13 protein-coding genes are annotated in these 15,514 nt (G+C 43.3%); 6 read left to right on the top strand and 7 right to left on the bottom strand.

Translation table 11 applies throughout. The features are described 5' to 3' along the window. Positions 1–71: 71 nt before the first annotated feature. The gene (locus K0O23_RS06725; RefSeq protein ID WP_219876635.1) at positions 72–2,294 is read right to left on the bottom strand and encodes a sensor histidine kinase; all 2,223 of its coding nucleotides are present in this window, start codon (positions 2,292–2,294) and stop codon (positions 72–74) included. Between the two features lie 262 nt (positions 2,295–2,556). Here K0O23_RS06725 and K0O23_RS06720 point away from each other — a divergent pair, with 262 nt between their 5' ends. Next, the gene (locus tag K0O23_RS06720; RefSeq protein ID WP_219876634.1) at positions 2,557–3,720 is read left to right on the top strand and encodes a T9SS type A sorting domain-containing protein; all 1,164 of its coding nucleotides are present in this window, start codon (positions 2,557–2,559) and stop codon (positions 3,718–3,720) included. 151 nt (positions 3,721–3,871) lie between these two features. Next, on the top strand, positions 3,872–4,825 hold the full coding sequence (locus K0O23_RS06715; RefSeq protein ID WP_246596971.1) for an alpha/beta fold hydrolase: 954 nt from the start codon (positions 3,872–3,874) through the stop codon (positions 4,823–4,825). A gap of 21 nt (positions 4,826–4,846) precedes the next feature. Here K0O23_RS06715 and K0O23_RS06710 read toward each other — a convergent pair whose 3' ends face one another. Next, positions 4,847–5,074 carry a hypothetical protein gene (locus K0O23_RS06710; RefSeq protein WP_219876632.1) on the bottom strand — a complete coding sequence of 76 codons (228 nt, stop codon included), beginning with the start codon at positions 5,072–5,074 and terminating at the stop codon, positions 4,847–4,849. A 142-nt stretch (positions 5,075–5,216) separates the two neighbouring features. Here K0O23_RS06710 and K0O23_RS06705 point away from each other — a divergent pair, with 142 nt between their 5' ends. Together K0O23_RS06705 and K0O23_RS06700 are read left to right on the top strand one after the other, a co-directional pair. Then, entirely contained in the window at positions 5,217–5,972 is a 756-nt protein-coding gene (locus K0O23_RS06705; RefSeq protein WP_219876631.1) for a DUF547 domain-containing protein, read from the top strand. A gap of 93 nt (positions 5,973–6,065) precedes the next feature. Next, positions 6,066–6,431, top strand: a complete 366-nt coding sequence (locus K0O23_RS06700) for a hypothetical protein (RefSeq protein WP_219876630.1) — start codon at positions 6,066–6,068, stop codon at positions 6,429–6,431. Between the two features lie 85 nt (positions 6,432–6,516). On the opposite strand, the gene K0O23_RS06695 is transcribed toward K0O23_RS06700, so the two are convergent. The 3 genes from K0O23_RS06695 to K0O23_RS06685 form a co-directional block, all read right to left on the bottom strand. Then, positions 6,517–6,897 (bottom strand): hypothetical protein, encoded by a 381-nt coding sequence (locus tag K0O23_RS06695; RefSeq protein ID WP_219876629.1) that lies wholly within the window; start codon positions 6,895–6,897, stop codon positions 6,517–6,519. Positions 6,898–7,271: 374 nt separating this feature from the next. After that, positions 7,272–7,682 carry a response regulator gene (locus tag K0O23_RS06690; RefSeq protein ID WP_219876628.1) on the bottom strand — a complete coding sequence of 137 codons (411 nt, stop codon included), beginning with the start codon at positions 7,680–7,682 and terminating at the stop codon, positions 7,272–7,274. A 3-nt stretch (positions 7,683–7,685) separates the two neighbouring features. Further along, the gene (locus tag K0O23_RS06685; protein ID WP_219876627.1) at positions 7,686–11,039 is read right to left on the bottom strand and encodes a PAS domain-containing protein; all 3,354 of its coding nucleotides are present in this window, start codon (positions 11,037–11,039) and stop codon (positions 7,686–7,688) included. A 276-nt stretch (positions 11,040–11,315) separates the two neighbouring features. Between K0O23_RS06685 and K0O23_RS06680 the strand changes: the two genes are divergently transcribed. Continuing rightward, the gene (locus tag K0O23_RS06680) at positions 11,316–13,553 is read left to right on the top strand and encodes a heavy metal translocating P-type ATPase (protein ID WP_246596970.1); all 2,238 of its coding nucleotides are present in this window, start codon (positions 11,316–11,318) and stop codon (positions 13,551–13,553) included. A 168-nt stretch (positions 13,554–13,721) separates the two neighbouring features. Then, positions 13,722–13,934, top strand: a complete 213-nt coding sequence (locus K0O23_RS06675) for a heavy-metal-associated domain-containing protein (protein WP_219876626.1) — start codon at positions 13,722–13,724, stop codon at positions 13,932–13,934. 44 nt (positions 13,935–13,978) lie between these two features. Here the strand turns inward: K0O23_RS06675 and K0O23_RS06670 are convergent, their stop codons facing one another. Both K0O23_RS06670 and K0O23_RS06665 read right to left on the bottom strand, forming a co-directional pair. Further along, positions 13,979–14,365 carry a transmembrane 220 family protein gene (locus K0O23_RS06670; RefSeq protein ID WP_246596969.1) on the bottom strand — a complete coding sequence of 129 codons (387 nt, stop codon included), beginning with the start codon at positions 14,363–14,365 and terminating at the stop codon, positions 13,979–13,981. 122 nt (positions 14,366–14,487) lie between these two features. Next, positions 14,488–15,513, bottom strand: a complete 1,026-nt coding sequence (locus K0O23_RS06665) for a PorP/SprF family type IX secretion system membrane protein (RefSeq protein ID WP_219876625.1) — start codon at positions 15,511–15,513, stop codon at positions 14,488–14,490. Position 15,514: the final 1 nt, after the last annotated feature.

Genomic DNA, 15,514 nt, shown 5'->3' with positions numbered 1-15,514 from the left:
ACGTTCCCGAATATCGAACAACCAATAACTATCAACTAATAACGATATTGCGTCTCTACCTTTTTACCTCTTTAGCTTAACGGTAAAAATATCTCGAAACGGCTGCCTTTTCCGGGTTCGCTTTTCAGGCGTACGTTGCCTTTATGTGCCTGCACGATGGCTTTTACATAGCTCAGGCCGAGGCCAAAGCCTTTTACATTGTGCAGGTTGCCGGTTGGTACGCGGTAAAACTTATCGAAAACGCGCTGCTGTGTTTCTTTGCTCATGCCCATGCCTTTGTCCTCCACAGCTATCAGAAGCCCGCCATCCACATTTTGCGTTACCAGGTTTATCTCAGGCGTAGAAGGAGAGTATTTATTCGCGTTATCCAGCAGGTTGCAGATCACGTTGAAAAGGTGCACCTCGTCAGAGCTAAGTTCGTGCTGCAGGGCGTTGAGTTGTATGTTTATCTGGCCAAGTCGTTCTTCTACCTGTAGGCGTATACTTTCAATGGCTTTGGTAATAAGTATGTGCACATCCACAGGTTTAAAGGTCAGCTTAAAGTCATTTTTCTCTAACTGCGCAATTTGCAGCACATTTTCCACCTGTACATTCATGCGTTTGTTTTCCTGCCTGATGATGCTGGTGTAATGTTGTACCTTTTCAGGATGCTCGTAGATTTTTGGATTAGAGATGGCATCAGTCGCCAGCGAGATAGTGGCTATCGGTGTTTTAAACTCATGCGTCATGTTGTTGATGAAGTCGTTCTTCATCTCCGACAGCTTCTTCTGCTTGTAGATAATATGGATGGTGGTACCAAAAGTGGCGATCATTACCAGCGTAAATAGGGCAGAAAGCGAAAGCATTCCCCAAAGCGATTTTATGGCATACGTACGGCTGTCGGCAAAGTATAAACCAAGGTAATCGGGCTTGTCAAAGATGTCGTTCGGGAAAAGGCTGGCTTTATACTTTGGCAGATGGAGCTTTTTTAGCGGCTGTAAATTGTTGGCGGCTACGGTGTCGTTTTTGCCGGCTACTACCCAGTATCCGAAATCAAGGTTTATGCCTTTGTTTTCCAACTCAGATTGAATCAGGTTTGGTAACGTTTGCAGGTTCATGCGTTTCTGCAGTGGCTTGTCTTTTACAACATACTCTACTACCATTTTCTGTACTACATCGTTAAGCATGTCCTTTTTAACCTCGATCTTGCTGATGGCAGAAGCATTCGTTTTCTTGTTAGGTACCCTTGCCGGATTCAGAGGTTTAATGACAGCCTGTATGGTATCCTTAGTATGGGAAAAGGTTCTTGCAGTGGCGGGAGAGGTAGCCGTAGGTGCATAAAATTTAAAAAAATGTGTTTCAGATTCCGCTGCGGTATGTTGCAGGCTCCTGGAGTAGGTCCTGTTTTTCGTAACAGGCATGCCAGTATGCTGAATGGAAGGATTATGGTTTACATAAACCGGCTTTGAGTTATCTCCCTTAGTGATAAAAATACTGTCGTTCCGTACGTCTATGGAGGCAATCTCTACTGGGCGGAATTTGTTTGGCCGTTTACTTAAGCGTAGCAGGCTATCCATCCTGAAAGCCATTGTTTTAAGCGTATCCACAGAAATCCTGACAGATCTATTGTCCATTCTGAAAAACTTGATTGTATCAGTTACCTGTTCTAACTGGTATACACTGCCCTTGCGCAGGTGGGCCACACTAAGAGATTCTGAACCGGAGGGTGACAGGCGCTGATATTGCGTAGCATTGCCGTTTATAGTTGATGGGACTATGGTTTTCCTAGTACCGCTTAAATCCCTTAATGCCTGCTTTACTTTAACGGAGTCACTTTTGCTGAAGTATAAGCGAACATCTTTTTTCGGAGCTGAAGCGCTGCCCTCAATTGTAAAACTCTTATTACTTTCATGCTCCTTGTCGCCCTGGCGCTCTCTTGGCTTATCTGCTTCTGTTTTTTTTGCTCCAGCTATACTTGCCGCTGGAGCAGCTTTGGCAGTTTGCTTTGCAGCAGGTGTTTCTTTATTACCGACCTTTACTGACTCAGAAGAACTAGTAGGTATTGCTTCTGCTTTGACAGAGTTAAAAGCAGATGAGTCGCTTTGCAGTGTTGCAAACTGATTTGCCACCACATTGGCAGCCTCCTGGGTTTCGAGTTTCTCTACTACTTTGGCCAGTGCCTCGTTTACGCTGCGGTCAAACTCTGCCTGCTTTACCTGTATGGCATCGTTTATCCAATAGAGCTGCAAACCTACCACGCCCAGCAGAGAGATGCTCATCAGCACCAGCACTCCGATTATTACATTCTTGCTCACTTAACAAATTTATACTTTTGAAACGGTAAGTGCTCTAATTTTAACTTTTCTTTAACGCATTTTAACTCAATTTAACGATTACGCTACCTGTTTGTAAGTATCTGTTTATGATTGGCTTGTATACTTGCATACCATTGCCGGGCAGTAGAAGGTACGCCTGTTGTTAACTTTAACTTTTCTTTAACATACTTTAACGTAGCCTTAACTATACCCGCCCTTTGCAGCACGTACCTTTGAGTACATCAAAATAAAACAGGGTATCATGGATATTACTACACTTCAGAACATTATCAGGTTTATACTTAGCCTGCTGCTGGCCCTGCTGCCATTACACATAATTGTGGCGCAGGAAGCCCCTAAAACCGAGAAAAAACTCCGTATTAAGTATATCGAAAATATAAACGGGGTAGAAACAGTAAAAGACACCACTATTATAGTAACAGGTGCTGCCATGTCAATACCGAGCTTTTCAGGTTTAAAAGTAGATACGGCCGCATTCAGGAAGCTACATACTGGAAAATTCGATACCCATGTGTTTGAAACAAAACCGAGGCAAGCCAAAAACAAGGAGTTCAGGGTGATGCGCCTTAGCGAAAATTTAACCGAAGCGGAGCGTGAAGTACTTATAAAACAGCTTGCCGCGCACCCAGACGACAGCATACTTAATGTTTTGCTCCAGAGTGGCAAGTTGAAAGTACTTGCAAGAGACAGCCTTAGCTCCATGGCTATCGGGAGAGTAGCCAAAGCTCCAAAATTCAAAGCGTATACAATAGAAGGTGCTGCTCCCAAGGCAATGTTCAGAATTCAGGGCGATAGCATTAAGGCATTGCGATTTAGCAGGGTAGACAGTCTCGCGGTCCTGAGCCCTGCAAAAGCTGAGCGTATTTACATCCACAAAAACGCCAAACATGTTACAGTAGACTCACTGGTGTTCAAGTCAGATGGTAAAACTACCTATAGAATCATCGCAAACGACAGTGCCCGTGTACACCGCATATTCAGAATAGGTGAGGCCGGGGAAGAACGTATGCTGCGCGGAATAGCATTGCAGCCAGGCAAAACAGTTGCCATATTTATTCGGGAAGTAACTGTGCAGGATATGACCGCTGAAGACATCTCGGCACTAAAAAAGACGGGCACACCCGTAGAGACCAAACCAAAAGAGGAACTGGAGCTGGAGCAGATCAAGTATTACCCTAACCCGAATGATGGCCGGTTTAACCTCAGGTTTAAGCCTGAAAATAAAGGAACCACCGTGGTGCGCGTGCTGGACAGCAAAGGGCAGGAAGTATTTGTAGACACAGTAGAAAAGCTGAACGGAGAATACAGCCGCCAGATAGACCTGACACCGTTCGGAAAAGGTTTATACTTTTTGCAGGTGGCGCAGGGCAAGCGTTATCATACTAAAAAGATTCTTGTTAGATAATTGAAAATGTGAAAATGGAATAAAGGCCTGCAGAAATTCTGTGGGCTTTTTTTATGCTTTGCCAGTTGTTGCGTATGCTCTAAAGTATAACCCATAAAGTATAGCTATGCGATTCTTAAAGTATGTTTTCTTACTCGTAGTTTTATTTGCCTTGCCACTACTTGTACAGGGCCAGGTGCCGGCTACGCTTAACGCCACCCTGGATGGGTATAAATACCCCTATGAGGTAAAGTATACTACAGTAACATTAGAAGGCAAGCCAGTCAGGATAGCTTATATGGATGTAAAAGCCAGCAATGGGAATAGCAACGCACCTGTTGTACTGTTGCTGCACGGTAAGAACTTCTTCGGAGCCTACTGGAAACAAACGATTGAGCACCTCTCTAAAAACGGCTTCAGGGTAATTGTTCCGGATCAGGTTGGGTTCGGTAAATCAGACAAGCCGGAAGTATACTATACTTTTCATCAACTGGCGCAGAATACACGGCAACTGTTATCAGACCTGGGTGTGCAGAAAGCAGCCGTGGTTGGGCACTCGATGGGTGGGATGCTGGCCACAAGGTTTGCCCTGATGTACCCTGAGGTAACTACTAAACTGGTGCTGGAAAACCCGATAGGGCTGGAAGATTACAGGCTGTTCGTACCGTATAAGTCGCTGTATGAGTTGCTGAAGAATGAGCTAAAAACCACTGAGGAATCCATCAGGAAATACCACCAGACCTATTATACTTCGTGGAAGCCGGAATACGACGAATGGGTTAAAGTGCCCGCTGCCCAGACAAAGCATCCCGTTTATGACAAAGTAGCCAAGGTATCCGCCTTAACGTACGCCATGATCTACCAACAGCCTGTGGTGTATGAGTTCAGTAAGTTAAAGGTACCCACGATGCTGGTAATAGGGCAGCAGGACAGAACAATTGCAGGCAAAGGATTTATAGAGGATAAGCAAAAGCTGAATGAGCATGGGCAGTACCCTAAGCTAGGCAAAGAAACCGCCAGGGCAATACCCGGAGCTAAATTAGTTGAACTGCCTAATGTAGGGCATATACCGCACCTGGAGGCCACCAGCCAGTTTCATAACCACCTGGTGTCTTTTTTGAAATAGGAATTCCCAGCCTTATAAGGTTTAATGATGATGGTGATGATCGTTATCGCCGGGTTTGCTATTATAGTTGGCTATGGCACCAAGCGTGAAAAAAACAGACCAGCAGATATAAAGTGCCATAAAGTTCTCAATGCTTTTACCAATCAGCATCAGGATAATATGGGCTACTATGGTCATTACAAACCCAGTGGCGGCAACAAACTGGTAAGAGTTCATCTCTCTTGGGTCGTAAATTTTTGATAATTTCATGTGCGTGCTGTTTATGTCTTAAGGCACTAACGATTTAAGGCCGTTAGTGGTGCCATAAACCGAAATATAAAAGCAAATATAACAGAACGGTGCAGTTGTTGTTATACTTGCCTTACCGGTAATCCATAAAATAAAATTTTCTATGCGCAGCGTTTTGCTTCTATCTATACTTTTTAGCTATTTCTTATTGGCTTCGCCTGCTCAGGCAGGTATATCACCTTCAATTGTTAGCAATCACGAGAGTAGTTTTTATACTTCTGTAACTGAGTTGCTGCAGCGTAACGTTGCAAATGGGCAGGTAAAGTATAAAGTGCTTCAGAAAGATAAGGCAAAACTGGATAAGTTAGTCAGGCAGATTGAACTTTACAGTTTGAATAAGGCAACTCCTGCCGAGAAAAAAGCCTTTTACATTAACGCCTATAACGTGCTTGTTTTAAAACAGGTAATGGAGCATTATCCTATAAAGTCGGTTATGGATGTGCCGGGTTTTTTTGATAAGCAAAAGTATACAGTAGCAGGAGAGAGCCTGACTTTAAATGAACTGGAGAAAGGCAAGCTACTTAAGCCTTATAAAGACGCCCGTTTGCATTTTGCTTTGGTTTGTGCCGCAAAATCGTGTCCGGCTTTGTTAAATGAGGCTTACACCCCGCAGCGTGTAGAGGAGCAACTCCAAAAGCAAACCAAATTGGCCATGCAGGACGCCACTTTTACGAAAGTACTTCCTAAACAAAAACATATACAGGTATCGGAGCTTTTTAAGTGGTACGAAGCAGACTTCGTGGCTGAGGCCCCAAGTATAATTGCCTATATAAACAAGTTTAGATCATCACCTATTCCTCAGGATTATAAAGTAAATTATTATACTTACAACTGGTCATTGAATGAATTATCTAGATAGCGTTTAGTTGTTTTATTATGTTAAATATGGAATAGTGCTCTGAACACCTGCGTTAAGGTAGCGTATAAACTACCATAACTAAATACAAGCATTATGGCTACTGATAAAGAAGATATAAATAAAGAAGACCTGGATAATGTAAACAGCGATTACAACAAACGTGTATCTATGGGTAACCATCCAGATCCGTCTGCAAAACGCAACATGGGACCTGGGGGAATCACAGAGCGCCCCGGCCAGAAAGACAAACTAAAGAACCTGAAGATAAAAGGTGACGAGACAACTGGTTATGGCGGTAACAACCCTAATAGCACCGAGGAGTTCGCGCAAGGCCCCGGGTTTGAATATGAAGGCAGCGATACCGGCATGGATGATAACGTGGCAGGTATAAGGAGGGGAGACCAGCCTTTTGGTGATGACGAAGAAAAACCAGACGATGCGGATTATAGCCGACGTTAAAAATAAAAAGGGAGCCGTAAAGCTCCCTTTTTTAATGCCTGCCAGTAAAGACCTACTTTTAGTTGGTCTTTACTATCTGCAGATTTTATTTTTCTTCCGAAACAGCAATGTAATTTATAGTTGACTTTCTTTTATAGGCAGCATATGCTTGCAGTTGGCTTGCATCCAGCATGGCAGTTAACTTCTGGTCGTAGTCAGACCCGATTTCCTGTAGTTTTATGCTCTGTGCAGCCAAGTCATCTTTCAGGCTTTCTTTTGCAGCCTCTTCCAAGGCCATTCTCTCACGGTTTAATGCCTTTAATTTTATATATCCAATTTCATTCAGCCTTAACTCATTAACCATAGAGCGTGTTAGCTCAGTGCATTTTGCTTCCTGGCTTGATGAAAGAGTATAGTCATGGCCTTGTGCAAAAACAGAAACTGATGAAAGAATGCATATTGAAACAGAAAGTAGTAAATTTTTCATAAGGGTAAAGCTTTTATTAGGGTTAGGGTATATTTCACAAGTAAACTATATTGGTATAATTATATAGTTTTGATTAGCTTTACGACCTTGTTATATATTATGTTATAGGTTTATTTAAATTTTATTAAATTAAAAGATATGCCTGTTTATATATAATTAACTCGATATATTCCAATTAATGAATTAATGAGCGTATTATGCCTACTAAAAGGTTTTTGTGTAAGTGCTTGTCAGGCAAAGTTTTATAGAGGTTGGTGCTTAAGTTATATTTTTTAAGGTTTACAATAATAGCCAAAAAAAATACCCATGCAGACAAATTGACTACATAGGTATAATGCTATACTTTAAATTAGCTGGGCTTAAAAAAGAATAATTTATTGTGAAATAAACTCTTCCCGAATAATAGCCAGAATCTCCGGAGAGAGCGGCTTTGAAAAAAAGTCTTTTACTTCCTCATGGCTTTTCGCACAAATAATGTCTTTTCTGTCAACTGCTGATGACAACATGAACAGACTGCACTTGCACGTTACATGCTCCGGTAATTTACGGTACTCCTGTATAAAAGCCCAGCCATCCATACCCGGCATGTTAATGTCCAGGAAAATAAGATCAGGAAACCCGTCCGGATCATTAATGGATGATCTCTGCATAAATTCTAAAGCATCCTGAGCCCACTCAAAGCTGTACACTTCATCTGCAAAGCCATCATTTTTAATAATACTTTCGCAAACGAAATTACTTACCTGGTCATCATCTATTAATACTACCCTTCTCAAAGTGCTCATCCTCTACAATTGGTGCTTTAAATATACTTTAAAAATACTTCCCAGGTCAGGCTGACTATCAACCTCAACCTTGCCGCCTAAAAGTTCAGCCTGAGTTTTTACCAGATGCAGACCTATGCCCTTGCCCTCTTTATGATGGTGGAAACGCTTATAAAGGCCAAATACCTTGTCTCTGTCCTTTTCAAGATTAATACCCTGGCCATTGTCCTGCACTTCAAGGCAAATATAATCAAGTACCCTGAATGTCTTTAGCTGAAGTTTTAATTTTCTGCTTTCTGAGCGGTATTTAAGCGCATTGGTTATTAGGTTTAGCATGATACTATAGACATAGCTTTTAACAGCGATGATATCCGGCACCTCTGTAAAATCAAAATCAATTTCTGCCTCTTCTGTTACTTCGATGTCCGATATGCTCGAAAGTATATGATCAAGTGTCTGTTTAAAATCTATTACCTCCATGCCTTCGTTAATCTGGCTCCTGATAGTCAGAATATCATTCAGGTCACGTATAGTACTGTCCAGCAGCTGCGCTGATTTAACAAGGTTATCTATAACGCGGTTATTCAGCATGGCCTCAGGCCTTCTTCGGTCATATATGGAGGTAAGCCCCAGTATATTAGCGATAGGGGCCCGCAGGTTGTGTGAGACTATATAGGCGAACTGTTGCAAATGATGATTCTGTTTTTGCAACTGTTCTGTTAATACAGTACGTCGCGCCTCTTCCTGTTTTTTATCTGTTATGTCAGCTGCCGAACCATCTATCCTGATAACGCTGCCGTTGCTGTCTGTTACAGGAGAGTATCGCAGCTCTATCCACTTGCTTTCCCCGTCTTTGGTGATCATTCGTAATTCATACTGGAACTTAATGCCGGAGCTTAAAGATGCAGTAACAGAAGCTAAAAACTGGTCAAGGTCGTCAGGGTGTACTAACTTAAGCCAGTTCGCAGCTAGTCCTTTAACTTCTGCCTCCTTATACCCAGTTATTTTTTGTACCTGCGGGCTAATATAAAGCATGTTTAGGTCGGCATCTGCAGAGAATATAACTTCTGGTATATTCTCCAGGGTAGCCTGCAGCTTTTCCTGTGCTTCCCGTGCCTCCTGTTCCTTATACTTTAATTCTGAAATATCCTGAGTCGCACCTAATATCTTGGATGCTTTACCATACAAGTCGTAGATTATTTCTCCGATAGTATGCAAATACTTTATCTTGCCGCCTGGCAACACAATTCTGTGGTCAAAGGCCATAACTGCTTTAGAGTCAATAGTCTTTTGTAAATGCTGGGAGACAAGTTCTACATCATCAGGATGATACAGAGACTCAAAAGTGCTGTAAGGAAGCGGAGTGTTGCTGGCAGGCAATCCGAATATTTCGGAAAAAGACCCGGATGCGGTGAGCAATTGCTTGTTGAAGTCATATTCCCAGCTTCCCAGCTTTGTAAGGGCTTGTGCCTTTGCTAACTGGGCTTCGCTTTTGCGGATGGTCTCTATAATATTGCGCTGCTCCGTAATATTGTTAATGGTTAAAGCAACACCCAGTACCTGCTTGTCTTTTGTTATAGCAGGCTTATAAGCTACCTCAATCCAGTTGTCAACCGATCCTGTTTCGAAAACTATTTCCTTCCCCTGCATAGCTAGTGCATGGTCTTCCTTTAAATCCGGAAGCAATGACTGGTTAATATAATTACTGATTTTAGAACCTTCAGTTAAATCTGTGCGCCTGATCTGCCGCACATAGTCGACAGCAATTTTATTAAAAGAAAGCACCTTTAACTCGGCATCTAGCAGAAAAACAGCCTTTTTAGAGCTATCCAACAATGCTTTCAGGTTTGCTTCGTTTCTGGCAAGTTCCTGTTGCGCCTCTTTCTGGCGGGTGATGTCAATAAATGTTCCGTTCCACTGTACGCTGCCATCTTCGCGCTTGGTAGGTAAGCTATGGGCACGAATCCAAAGGTAGCGCTTTTGTTCTGCCTGCCACACTCTAAACTCCAGTACCCAAGGGGTAAGTCTCTCAAATGATTCTGAAACCGTCTGCTGGATTTTTTCTACATCCTCTGGATGTACCTTTTCATAAAGTATAGAGGGGTTATCGTATATTTCTTCCGGAGAAACACCGTAGAGCTGCTTTATACCAGCACTTACAAAGGGAAACCGAAACGTTTTATCCTCCGCCATATGAAACTGGTACACTGCACCCGGAATGCTGGAACTTATCTCGCGAAGCTGCTTTTCGTTGCGCTCAATTTTCTCGATGGCATTGAACTGCACTTCCACATTAACAGCTACAACTAACCTCGGGCATGTTCCTTCTTCTTCTGGTAAAGCGTGTGAGTGCACCTCTACGCGAAACTCGCTTCCGTTTTTACGTTTATGCTTTACATTCTGAAAAACACTGTGCTGTCTTGTGTTAGGTATAATGTGGCTGAGATAATGTTCAAGATCATTTTCTAACTTGAGATCGGATATTTTTTTCTTCAGAAATTCTTCGGAAGTATAGCCATACTCTTTTGACGCAGCTGTATTTGATTTCAGGATCCGGAGCGTTTTAAGGTCATAGATCCACATAGGGATGGGGTTGCTGTCGAACAGGGTTTTGTAGATGTGCTGGCTTTTGTAAAGTTCGTTCTGGAGTTCCTGCCGTTTATTTATCTCGTTGCTTAAGTCAAGGTTTTCGCGCCTTAGCCTCTTAAACAGATACTGTGTCAAAAAAATAGCACATCCGGAAGCAAGCAGAACCAGTAGCAGCAAAATTTCCTGGTGTTTCACAAAACCACTTAAAAGCCGCGCCGACTGGGTATCCCGGTTATCAATTGATTTCTGGAAGTTATTGCTGAGTTTGGTCAGGTATTGCTGGTGAAGGTGATTTACAGGAGTTAAGTACATTCTTTTATACAAAGCAGCACCATTTACTCTTCCGCGAAGGGCCAGTTCGGATATACTGTCTGTGTGGTGGTAATAAGCTTTACGGTAGGCAATTAGCCGGCGCAGGATACGCTTGTTCTCTGCACGTGTTGTGATTATCTCCAGTTTCCGTATTAAATGGGTATTGGTATCATGTGCTTCCTTTAGTTTGCTAACTGTTTCCTTTACATCTAGTGTTGATGTATCTGTAATGCGCTCAATGAGGTGATTAACCTTATCGTTGTTAAGGTGTATTTCGTTGATTAACTCTAGCTTCTGAATAGTTTTGGAAAGGTGCAGGCTGTAGTTTTCCTCAATTTCACGGGCTCCTACAAACGAAATATAACCAACACCTACCAGTAAGACGGCCAGTACCGTGAATATGATACCAATTAGTTTGACAGCCTGATCACGGTGGCTTGAGAAAATAAAGTGCTTATTCCCTGGAGAACTTTGCATTACGTTTGGCTAAAGTTGATTGGCAGCTATAGCTTTTAAAAGTAGTATATTTTACTCATTATTGACTATACATGCTTGAACATAATAAAAGATTTTCAAATTTAGTTCCGAGCCAACTAAAATGTATTATATCACTTTATAAATAAAATGCTATAAGTGTAGTAAACGCAGTCATAAAGGGCACTTTTAAAGAATATGTAACTGATAGCCGTAATTATGTAATAAGATGAGCAGGACGCTGAAGTACTTTTGTACTGTTACTTAAAATAAACTTAAATGGCAGATGTAAAAGATAAAAAACTAACCAAGGCCAGTTTTCCAGTTGAGGGGATGACCTGCGCCTCCTGTGCAAGCAGTATCGAAAGTATGTTGAAGGCAAGTGAAGGGGTAGCAGACGCCAACGTGAATTTTGCGTCAAAGACTGTTCAGGTTGCCTATGCACCTGATGTTACCTCACCGGCAAAACTTAAAGATACAGTACAGGAAATTGGTTTTGAGTTGCTGGTAGAAGAAACCACCCAGAGCGAATTGGAAGAGCGGCAGGCAGAGGCTATGGCTGATTTGAAACATAAGACCATAGGAGCTATTGTACTTTCCGCGCCTGTGTTTATACTTGGCATGTTTTTCCATGATACGTTTACCTGGGGAAACTGGGCCATGTTTATACTTACTATCCCGGTTGTGTTATGGGCAGGCCAGCGGTTCTTTGTTGGGGCGTGGGCACAGGCAAAGCACCTGCGGGCTAACATGGATACGCTAGTGGCCCTAAGCACAGGTATAGCCTTTGTGTTCAGTGCGTTTAACACTGTTTACCCGGAGTTTTTCCTGAGTAGAGGGTTGATGCCACATGTATACTTTGAGGCAGTAGCAGTAATTATAGCTTTTATACTTTTAGGTAAGTACCTGGAAGAGAACGCTAAAAACCGAAGCACCAGCGCTATTAAAAAACTGATGGGCATGCAACCCAAAACAGTAAGAATACTGCGCGGCGAAACCGAACTGGAAATAAAGATAGAGGAGGTGCGCATTGGCGATACCGTGCTGCTCCTGCCCGGTGACAGAGTGCCTGTTGATGGCGAAGTAGTGGCAGGATCAACCTACGTAGACGAAAGTATGCTAAGCGGGGAGCCTTTGCCAGTTCAGAAAAAAGCCGGTGATATGGTGTATGCCGGTACGATTAACCAGAAAGGGAGCCTGCAGCTTACGGCGCAGAAAACCGGAGGCCAAACTATGCTGGCCCACATTATAAAACTGGTGCAGGAGGCACAAGGCAGTAAAGCTCCGGTGCAGAAACTAGTGGATAAGATCGCCGGTATCTTTGTGCCTGTCGTGCTGGGTATTGCCATACTTACCTTTCTAACATGGCTTATACTGGGAGGCGAAGCCTATCTTACAGAGGCATTGCTTTCAACGATCTCTGTATTAGTTATTGCCTGCCCTTGTGCGCTTGGCCTTGCCACGCCAACGGCTATTATGGTAGGTGTGGGACGTGGTGCCGAGCAGGGCATACTTATAAAAGACGCTGAGAGCCTGGAGCGTGCCCAGCACGTTAATGCAGTTATACTTGATAAAACAGGCACCATTACACTTGGTAAACCAACTGTAACCGATGTTATCTGGGGAGATAGCCATGTAGAGAAAGCGCAGGCAGAGCAGATCTTCTTTTCAATGGAGGCACAATCGGAGCATCCTATTGCGCAGGCCATTTATACTTACTATAAAGAGCAGGGCTTTAAAACGTTAAAGCTTGGCTATTTTAGCAGCCTGACAGGGCAGGGTATTGAGGCCGATTATAACGAGTCGCGCTACTATGCAGGCAACGAGAAGTTGTTACTCGAGCATGGCGTTGCACTTCCGGAGCATTTAAAGCTAGCAGCTGAGCAGTTACAGGAGGAGGCGAAAACAGTTATTTACTTTGCTGATGCTACACATGCATTGGCTGTATTCGCGGTAAGCGACCCAATTAAGCCTACGGCAGCTGAGGGCATAAAAGCCATGCAGGATGCAGGTATAGAGATGTATATGCTCACCGGCGACAACAGACAAACAGCGGCGGCTGTTTCTAAGCAGGTAGGTATCACAAATTATAAGGCAGAGCTTTTACCAAGCGATAAAGGGGACTTTATTAAGGAGCTGCAGGAGCAAGGCAAAACAGTGGCCATGGTAGGAGACGGCATTAACGATGCGCAGGCTCTTGCCCTTGCCGACGTAAGTATAGCCATGGGCCATGGAACCGACGTGGCTATGGATGTGGCAGGTATTACGTTGATGCGATCAGACCTGAAGCAAATAGCAAATGCTATTCGTTTGTCCAAAGCTACTGTTAAAACGATCCGTCAGAACCTGTTCTGGGCATTTTTCTACAATGTGATTTGTATCCCGATTGCGGCAGGCGTATTATACCCTTTTACAGGATTTTTGCTAAGCCCAATGCTGGCAGGTGCTGCCATGGCGTTAAGCTCTGTTTCTGTAGTAAGCAATAGTTTGCGTTTAAAGGCTAGAAAGCTTGATTAGTTATAAGCAAAGGAAGATCTGACAAAAGGCTGTGTGACAAAAGATATAAGAGTTAATGCTAACAGATCAGGAAACTCTATATTTCTTTAAGTCTTTTGTCCTTTGTCACACTTTTCTTTGCCTAGGTAAATAGTTTGTAAATTATGTTAAATTAAAATAGATAAAAAGATGAAAACTCATAAGTTTAAAACAACCATAAACTGCGGCAGCTGCATTAAGGCTGTAACACCTCACCTAAACAAACTGGAAGGGGTAGAAGAGTGGAATGTAGACACAAATAACCCCGATAAGATTCTGGAAGTAAAATCGGATACGCTGAACGAGCAGGAGATTAAAACTGCAGTTGAAAAAGCCGGTTTTAAAGCGGAGCCAGTGCAGTGATTTTTTTGTGAGTAATAAATGCAAAGTGGGTTTGGTCGAATTGGCTAAGCCCACTTTCGTTTTTGCGCCTGTTCTGCTGCATTTCTGTTACGTGCTGTATACTTATCTAAAAGTATAAAACTCATGTATACCAGTGCAATCAAAAACAAGCCAAGCGATTCCCTGGCTTCTTCAATATTCCTGATGTCTCCGCCGCCTACGCTCAGGCCTTCATACTTTTCGGGCCACATGTAAATACCTCCGGTTATAAAAAGTATGGCAGTTATCCAAAGTAAAGTATGAGGTGCTCTGTTAAAAGCAGCTAAAAAGCAGATAATGGCAGCAAATCCGTAAATGAGCATCCAGACCAATGGGTCCGGATCATTGTACTGTACAGCCACAAATGATAGAAAGGCTAAGCCTAAAAGTATGGCAAGTATCTTCTTCAACATTATCGTATAGTTTAAACATAGCTATACTTCTATTTAACCAAAAAGTTTACATAAAAAGAGGCAGCCTTTTAAGCCGCCTCCAATTAAAATTAAATGTAGAACGAATAGGTTGTAGAGTGCACTTACCAGGCCCATTCCGGGCAAAGTATCTTGCGTGAATTGCGTAGTTTAAACCCAAGTACCACCTCATGGCTGCCTGCGTTTGTTCCCGCCAACGGCGAAGTGCCGGCATCGTAAGAATAGGCCAGATCAAGCAAAGGGCTGATATTAATCCCTGCCATAGCGGCCACAGACTCCTTGTGGCGGTAAGATGCTCCTGCCCACAGGCGATTGCTGTACATCACCTTCACCGAAGCATCAACAGAAACAGGGCTTGGCTGAGCCATCTTTACCATAACAGAAGGTATAACCGAAATAAATGGCGTGAAATCCAGGCGATAACCGGCAGTAGTAAAGTAGTGCTTCTGTAGCTGACCATTATTATACTCCGGCGAACCAGTTGTAATTACATTTTCTCTTTTGCTTGGCACCAGCTGGGCCCCTGCCACACCAATGTAAAAGTTATGTGAGTAAAGCCACAGGCCCATGTTCAGGTCAAACTTTACCTCATTTATACGTCCGTCCATTACGGCCGGATCATTTGGGTTCACAATTCTAACATAACCCGGGTCCAGGCTATACTGTATCATGCCCGGTGCCACACCAGCCGACACGCGCAGGTCGCGGGTGAGGGGCTGATGATACGCATAGCTGAAACTAAGGCTGCCACGCTTTAAAGGGCCTGTTCTGGTAGACATAGCCATAGTGCCAATGCCGTGGTGAGACCTAGGCCTGCGATATCCATTGCTTTTTTTCGTGGTTGATTCTTTGGCTACCTGGCCGCCCCTGCTTCTGCTGCTGTAAGATGACCGTGCATCCATGTTAATGGGCATATGCAGCGTGGCATAGTATGATTCCGGAGCTCCCTCCAGGCCAGACCATTGGTGCCTTGTGCCCAGCTTCAGGTCAGCATAGTTCTCGATGCCGGATATAGCAGGGTTAAGCAGGTAGTTGTTTAACGTATACTGTGAGTACTGTGGTTTTTGCTGTGCCAGGGCCTGGCCAGCAAACATAAGACACACAAAACCTAAGGCTAAAAGTTTGTTCATA

Source organism: Pontibacter aydingkolensis, assembly GCF_019443125.1.
Lineage (GTDB): Bacteria > Bacteroidota > Bacteroidia > Cytophagales > Hymenobacteraceae > Pontibacter > Pontibacter aydingkolensis.
Note: the sequence above shows the minus strand (reverse complement) of the source record. Positions and strands in the feature narration are given on the sequence as shown.

Coding starts and splice junctions, on each gene's coding strand:
- K0O23_RS06720 (WP_219876634.1), top strand. CDS start 2,557: ATGGATATTACTACACTTCAGAACATTATCAGGTTTATACTTAGCCTG.
- K0O23_RS06710 (WP_219876632.1), bottom strand. CDS start 5,074: ATGAAATTATCAAAAATTTACGACCCAAGAGAGATGAACTCTTACCAG.
- K0O23_RS06705 (WP_219876631.1), top strand. CDS start 5,217: ATGCGCAGCGTTTTGCTTCTATCTATACTTTTTAGCTATTTCTTATTG.
- K0O23_RS06700 (WP_219876630.1), top strand. CDS start 6,066: ATGGCTACTGATAAAGAAGATATAAATAAAGAAGACCTGGATAATGTA.
- K0O23_RS06695 (WP_219876629.1), bottom strand. CDS start 6,897: ATGAAAAATTTACTACTTTCTGTTTCAATATGCATTCTTTCATCAGTT.
- K0O23_RS06690 (WP_219876628.1), bottom strand. CDS start 7,682: ATGAGCACTTTGAGAAGGGTAGTATTAATAGATGATGACCAGGTAAGT.
- K0O23_RS06685 (WP_219876627.1), bottom strand. CDS start 11,039: ATGCAAAGTTCTCCAGGGAATAAGCACTTTATTTTCTCAAGCCACCGT.
- K0O23_RS06680 (WP_246596970.1), top strand. CDS start 11,316: ATGGCAGATGTAAAAGATAAAAAACTAACCAAGGCCAGTTTTCCAGTT.
- K0O23_RS06675 (WP_219876626.1), top strand. CDS start 13,722: ATGAAAACTCATAAGTTTAAAACAACCATAAACTGCGGCAGCTGCATT.
- K0O23_RS06670 (WP_246596969.1), bottom strand. CDS start 14,365: ATGTTGAAGAAGATACTTGCCATACTTTTAGGCTTAGCCTTTCTATCA.
- K0O23_RS06665 (WP_219876625.1), bottom strand. CDS start 15,513: ATGAACAAACTTTTAGCCTTAGGTTTTGTGTGTCTTATGTTTGCTGGC.